The organism is Oscillatoria sp. HE19RPO (assembly GCF_024220515.1).
Lineage (GTDB): Bacteria > Cyanobacteriota > Cyanobacteriia > Cyanobacteriales > Laspinemataceae > Laspinema.
Genome location: NZ_JAMXOT010000256.1, coordinates 1 through 6097, shown reverse-complemented (window position 1 = coordinate 6097; position 6097 = coordinate 1). Strand labels below are relative to the sequence as shown.

General features: G+C 45.1%; 6 protein-coding genes. 2 read left to right on the top strand and 4 right to left on the bottom strand.

Annotated elements, in window-relative coordinates:
• Positions 1–133 precede the first annotated feature (133 nt).
• Positions 134–886, top strand: coding sequence for a hypothetical protein (locus tag NG833_RS21740; RefSeq protein ID WP_254567368.1), 753 nt, complete (start codon positions 134–136; stop codon positions 884–886).
• Between the two features lie 31 nt (positions 887–917).
• On the opposite strand, the gene NG833_RS21735 is transcribed toward NG833_RS21740, so the two are convergent.
• From NG833_RS21735 to NG833_RS21725, 3 genes are all read right to left on the bottom strand, one after another.
• A complete protein-coding gene (locus NG833_RS21735; protein ID WP_254567367.1) occupies positions 918–1265 on the bottom strand; it encodes a CU044_2847 family protein in 348 nt (115 codons plus the stop codon).
• 1284 nt (positions 1266–2549) lie between these two features.
• On the bottom strand, positions 2550–3071 hold the full coding sequence (locus NG833_RS21730) for a hypothetical protein (protein WP_254567366.1): 522 nt from the start codon (positions 3069–3071) through the stop codon (positions 2550–2552).
• Positions 3072–3184: 113 nt separating this feature from the next.
• A complete protein-coding gene (locus tag NG833_RS21725) occupies positions 3185–4036 on the bottom strand; it encodes a hypothetical protein (RefSeq protein ID WP_254567365.1) in 852 nt (283 codons plus the stop codon).
• 285 nt (positions 4037–4321) lie between these two features.
• Between NG833_RS21725 and NG833_RS21720 the strand changes: the two genes are divergently transcribed.
• The gene (locus NG833_RS21720) at positions 4322–4780 is read left to right on the top strand and encodes a pentapeptide repeat-containing protein (RefSeq protein WP_254567364.1); all 459 of its coding nucleotides are present in this window, start codon (positions 4322–4324) and stop codon (positions 4778–4780) included.
• Between the two features lie 204 nt (positions 4781–4984).
• On the opposite strand, the gene NG833_RS21715 is transcribed toward NG833_RS21720, so the two are convergent.
• A complete protein-coding gene (locus NG833_RS21715) occupies positions 4985–5758 on the bottom strand; it encodes an RNA polymerase sigma factor SigF (protein ID WP_254567363.1) in 774 nt (257 codons plus the stop codon).
• Positions 5759–6097 lie beyond the last annotated feature (339 nt).

The window sequence follows — 6097 nt, the reverse complement described above, 5'->3', positions numbered from 1 at the left end:
AGGTATGCGATGGAGTTCTGAGGGATTTAATCACTTGCTGCATTTACGCCTAACCTGGGTAAATGGTCGCTTCGATGACTTGTTTTCGGATGCGAACTTTTTTTCCAATTCTGGCCCCTCCCCCAACTCCTAGATGCGCCCAGTTACAGATGATTGGGCAATTAAATATTGTCAAGAAGAAACAGAATCATTGATTTATTCCTTTTGTGGTCTTTATCCTCAAGCGAAATGGGTTAATCACTATTATAAACTTCGATTGCCATCCCATCGTATTAATCAAATTCCAGTGGCTAAAAAATTAGGGATTGCCATCCCGCCGACTTTGGTTACCAATTCTTATGAAGCAATTTATGAATTTTTAAGTAAACAAGGGTCTTGTATTATTAAACCAATGCGCTATTCTGGATTCTTGCATGATGGGAAACAATATGGATGTTATACTCGACCTATAGATTTAGAAACCCTAGAAGAATTTAAAGATAGTATTCGATTAGCCCCTGTTTTCCTACAAAAGCGCATTGCTAAAAAGGCAGAATATCGTGTTACTTTAATTGGGAAAAATCACTTTGTTTGCCGGATTGATGCCCAACATACTAAAGATTCTGATGTTGCTTTAGATTGGCGCGTTACTGAACCTGAAAAACTCATTCATATTGCAGACAAATTACCTATTGAATATATCAATAAGCTGTACCAAATGTTAGATGAATTTGGCTTAAATTTTGGAGCATTTGATATTATTCGAGATGATGATGAAACGCTTTATTTTATTGAACTTAATCCGAATGGGCAATGGTACTGGATCGAAATCCTTACAGGTATGCCAATGGTAAAGGCGATGAGAGAATTAATTGAAGAATTAGCTTGTCAATATCATCAATGCTAATAGGATGTTGTCCCATCCCTCCCACTCAGGTTTACGGTGTTTTGCTCCCGTTGAGTTCCCACTCAATGGTAACTTTGACATTAGCCTGGGCCGATCCCTTGGTCACAAATGGGACTCCCGTTTCCCCACCCGCCTGCAACCCAAATTCCAAAGTAACTTTACTCGGTGCCGGGTGACTCATGCCTTGTTTAACCGCATCAAGGACAATCTGGGAATAACCCTGAACCGTACTCACCATCAACGTTTTTAACTTTTCCGTTCGTTCTTTAATATCATCAATATAACCGACCGCTTGCAGTTCGTCCGAATCTTCATCGTCATATTGAATATAGATTGTTTCACCATCCGGGCCGAGAATTTCCGTTATCTTTGTAGACATTGACACTCCTCCTAGAGAATGATGGGACGGCAGGTTTGATGACAGTGAGTGACAGCCAACTTGTGGATTCACTGCCGGAGTTGTCCCGGCGACTCCCAGAAATCCGAATCCCAGGTGCTTCCGCTGTTCTTGTGGCTCTACAATTGTAAATCCATCGGGGCGATTAGACAAAGCCTCCTCCCCATCAAAGCTCCGACAACAAGCGAGTTTGACAAATTATGCAGTTAGACTGACATCTGGCATCAGGGGCAATAACCGAGGGGGATCAATCAATCGCCCCTACGGCGATTGATTGATCCCCCTAAAGTCGGGTTTTAACCGACTCAAAACACCAGCCGCTCAGACGAGCAGTCGGTTTCAATCGACTTAAGTTGTTCGGCGGGGTTTTTAACCCATACGGCTCAAGCTAACTTCTGAAACTCAAAGCTGATAATAATTTGGGGCCAGTTGTCCAGTCCGGGTCTCCTCGGAATGGCGTCCCAAGTGGCCCCTAAAGCTAGAGGCTATATGCTCTCTATGGAGTTGAGTAATCTGTAAAATTTTCTAAAACAATAGACAGAGCCAGCGTTTTAACTGGGAAATATCACCTGCTCATCTAGGCTCCCCAGAGTAAAAAATTGTGATAACTTCAACTAAACTATCCGAAAACTTCCCGGTAATTTTAGAGAAACTTAAGAGTTGATTTGAACCCGATAAATTAAATAAAACTTTTAAAGAGACGGTTTTTATAAAAAGAAAAAGTGCTTAATTAACTCCCCAGGATTATTTGCAATTGATGACCCTAAAACTGTTAAAGAAACCCACTTTGTCTTGTAGGGGTTTATGCGAATGCTTAGAGACTCTAAACCCCGAGGTGTCTTTAACTTCAGGACTTACCCATAAGGGAACTCGAAAAAATAAAATACCCAAAAAACCCGCACCTTCAGGGGTGGGGCTATACGGATTGAGCGCGTTCATGCCCTATCGGGCTATAGCCCGCCTGCGCGGGCTAGTAGAGTGTTGTTAGTTCCTTAACCATCGCATTTGGATGATGTATTTGTTGGAATACCCATAAACCCCATATAGCGACCCTAAATGAATTTGACACTGGATTTACCCCCGAAAGCGTTGGAGTGCGTAAAGCCTACGGCATAGCTCCGATGTGCGGCGTAGCCTGTGCGTGGGGCCCAAACATCTTGCTCGCTATCTCCATGCCAAAATGATTTAGACGCGCTATATATAGCTTTTATGAGGATCATAAGGTCCAACCCTCTAAACAGGGGTTAAAATCCCCAATCCCAAAAATCATTTATAATAATGCCCTTGAGTTGCCACCACATTCCCCGACCATAACGTACAATTGGGCGGTGAACTCCCTGCCGGAACTAAAGTCCCTTCAATCCGAGTTGGTGAAACCATCACCCCCTCAAATTTCATCATGCCACCTTGACAACAAGACCCCGTATAATACATCGTCCAATTGACTTGATTTCCCTCAACCGTCCCCAAGATTTCCGCATCTGGACAAGCATTTTGATTCGCATTAAGAATTCGCCCCGATAATTCTATCCCGCTTTGTTCCAAAGATGTGACCATCCAGTAATTGGGTTGGGTACTCACACTTAAGTCCGTATGTGCAGTCACCTCAATGGCAAGTCTCCATTGTCCAGTCAGAGGACCTACATTGTTTTGGCTGATTTGGATTGGCTGCTGTGGCGGCAAGGGTTTCAGCCCTACATCTCGGGCATCCGCACTCAGGATACCGGCAACAAACAGGAATCCCAAACTTGAAAAAACGCCAATGGATTTTAATGAATTTAATCTCACAATCATTCTCCGAGAACACCAAAATTGATAGGTTCACCCTATGGGAGTTCTCGGGGAGGCGGATTTTTTTTGACCTGATGTGAACTTTTATTAAAAAAACTGGTGTTTTAGCCCTATTTACGATATGTTCCCCCATGTTGGGTACTCGGTACTTGCTCTCCCTTGTACCAAGTAAACCCGCGCACGGAACGACTGGCCCGAATACCCATTTTGTAATATTCGGCAAGGGCGCGATGAAAGGCGGTGGATTGTTTCCGAATCCCAGGATTTTTGACAGCGACAAATTGGCAGACAAATAGGGTGAACCCTAACCAGGAAAAGGTCACTTTGTCATAAACAATCTGATTTTTGAGTTTATCCCCTGTGGAGGGTTTCTGTTCCGGATAACTGCCATCTGCGTTCAAATTTTCAAATTGCTCTTTTAGCAGTCCGGTTGCGGTTCTCCATTTCTTTACCGGAACGACATAATAGGGTTGTAATGACCATTCAATGGGTGCATTAACTTCTTCTTCGAGGGTTTTTGAAAACAATTCCCAGGGGGTGACAAAGGGATAGGGCGCTTTAAACCCGGGGGACAACAATTTATGCCAGAAGGGTAAAACTTGGAAGAATTTGGGATGCTTCTGCATCTGTTGATAAATTGCCTGATGCCATGTTTGTAGATAGGGATGAGCAATTTTAATCAGTTGCCATTGTTCTTTATAGAGATTAACTCTTGAGTTAATTAAGTCATGTTTATGTGGGGAAATTTTGTCATAATCTAAGGCATCAGCAATGGGGTCGCCCAATAATCGCCCGCTAAATTTCGCCCGCCAACAATCGGCAATCATCTGCTGATTGGTCCTGATGTTATGCCATTCTGCCTGTTGTTGCGGGGTTTGACACTGTTCTAACAGGCGATCGCTGGGTAAACTCGCGATTAACTGGGCAATTTTCTCCCCTTCATCCGGGGTCATGGGATTCATGCTGTTGACCTCAATCGCAGGTTTTCCCGTTAATTATACCTAAATCTCCCCCAAGTTACCCCATTTTATGGTTAAGTGAGGGGTGAGACACCTCATCCCCCCCTGCCTTAATTCCCCGTAAACCGCGAAATATCTTTGCTAATTATACCAGAGTGGGGATTTTTTGCAAGGACGCCGATCGCCTAAATGTTGCAAATATCTCACTCCCATTCGGGGTGAGCGATCGCTGCATTATGTCCCCAAACGAGCGAAAATATAAATATAGCATTAGAGGAGACAACTCCCATGAAAGCCACCCTTTTAAAAATCGCTGCACTCTCAATCACCCTCCTATCTGCCACCCCTGCCTTTGCCCAAAATCCCGCGCATCTCAACCAATTAATCGAAACCAATCTCTGCGCCGCTTGTAACCTCGCTGGTGCCGACTTAAGTGGAGCCCATCTGATTGGTGCCGACTTGCGAAATGCGGACCTCTCTGGTGCTAATCTCCAAGATGTTAACCTCGAAGGTGCCGACTTAACCGGCGCAAATTTGCAAGGGGCCAATCTTCAAGGGGCCTTTATCAACAGCGCCACCTTAACCCGAACCAATCTCGAAGGAGTCAATCTCACCGATGCCAATCTCTCCTTTGCCGATTTATCCGATGCTGACTTAACTGCTGCCAATTTGTCCAATATTAACTTAGTCGGTGCCAATCTCCAGGATACGGTCATGCCCAAAGAGATGTTAGGATTAGTTCAATAAATGGGAATGATGGTAATAGACCTCAACAATAGCTGCGGTTTGTCGCTCCCAATTATCCCCATGCCGCAGTTATTCGGACCCCGATTCTCCACTGGATGCGGAGTTCCAACAGACTAAGCGCGATCGCCTCTGAAGTTGCGATCGCGCTTTACACGACTTTTATTTATTCTTTTATATTTCTCAACACAATAAGCCGTTTTTGAGCTATTCAGCTCCTCCCATCAATTTCTTGAGGGAAGTTAGACCTTTCTTTACCCGCCGAGAAACCGTCACCGAACTAATCCCCATCCGTTCCGCTGTTTCTTTCTGGGTCAAATCATGCAGGAATACGAACTCTAAAACCTTGCGAGTCCCATCCTCTAATTTTCCAAGGGCCAATTGCAGGCGAATTTGGTCTTCCTGCGCTAACTGGAAACTGCGATACCCGGCATCCGGCACTAATTCCCCAAGGGATGCTGCACCTTCTTCATCATCCTGGACTGGAGCATCCAAACTCAGGGGAGCTCGGTTGCGACAGGCGAGTTTGATTTCTTGCCATTCTATAACAGAAATTTTTAAGGCAGATGCCACTTCCACATCGGAGGGATGGCGATTTAGACTTTCTTGCAGTTTCTGGATTTCCTTGGTTGCCTGTCGTTGCAGGGTTAACCAATGGCGCGGAATCCGCACTGAGGGACTTTTATCCCGTAAATAGTGTTGAATTTCCCCACGAATGTAGGGAACCGCAAAGGAACTGAATGCGTGTCCCTTGGACATATCAAACCGTTCGATCGCCCGAATCAAGCCCAAACAGCCCACTTGCAGGAGGTCGTCATAAGTTTCCGTACACTGTTGCATCCAGTGATGGACTTCTTTGCGAACTAGCCCAACATTCAGTTGGACAATGCGATTCCGCAGATGGGTTGTGGGAGAGGTTTGGTATTCCCGCAGGAGTTCCAAACTCTCGCTCTTGAGTTCTTTGTTGACTGTTGTAAGCATTTTGACACCCCGGTAGGTTGCTCCCTAGCCTAGTATCTTACAGGTTGGTGGTAGCCGCAGTGATCTCTAACACAGAGTTTTTACCGAATTGATGACCTCGCCTTATTTTGGCTCCCCCTTAGTTCTACCTAAACCTCAGAAAATCCGAGGGGTTGGGAGGGCAGAAATCAGGGAATTTTCAAGAGGCGGAAGAACTGAGGTTGACACTCCCCGGTCTAAAGACACGGGGATTCTTTAGAAGGCAGTCGTAAGACTGCTAAACCCTACTCAGCCGTAGCCTTTCGGCAATCAAGGCGGTGCCAATTGCCGCTATTCTCTCTGCCCGAAGGCATTGAGCCT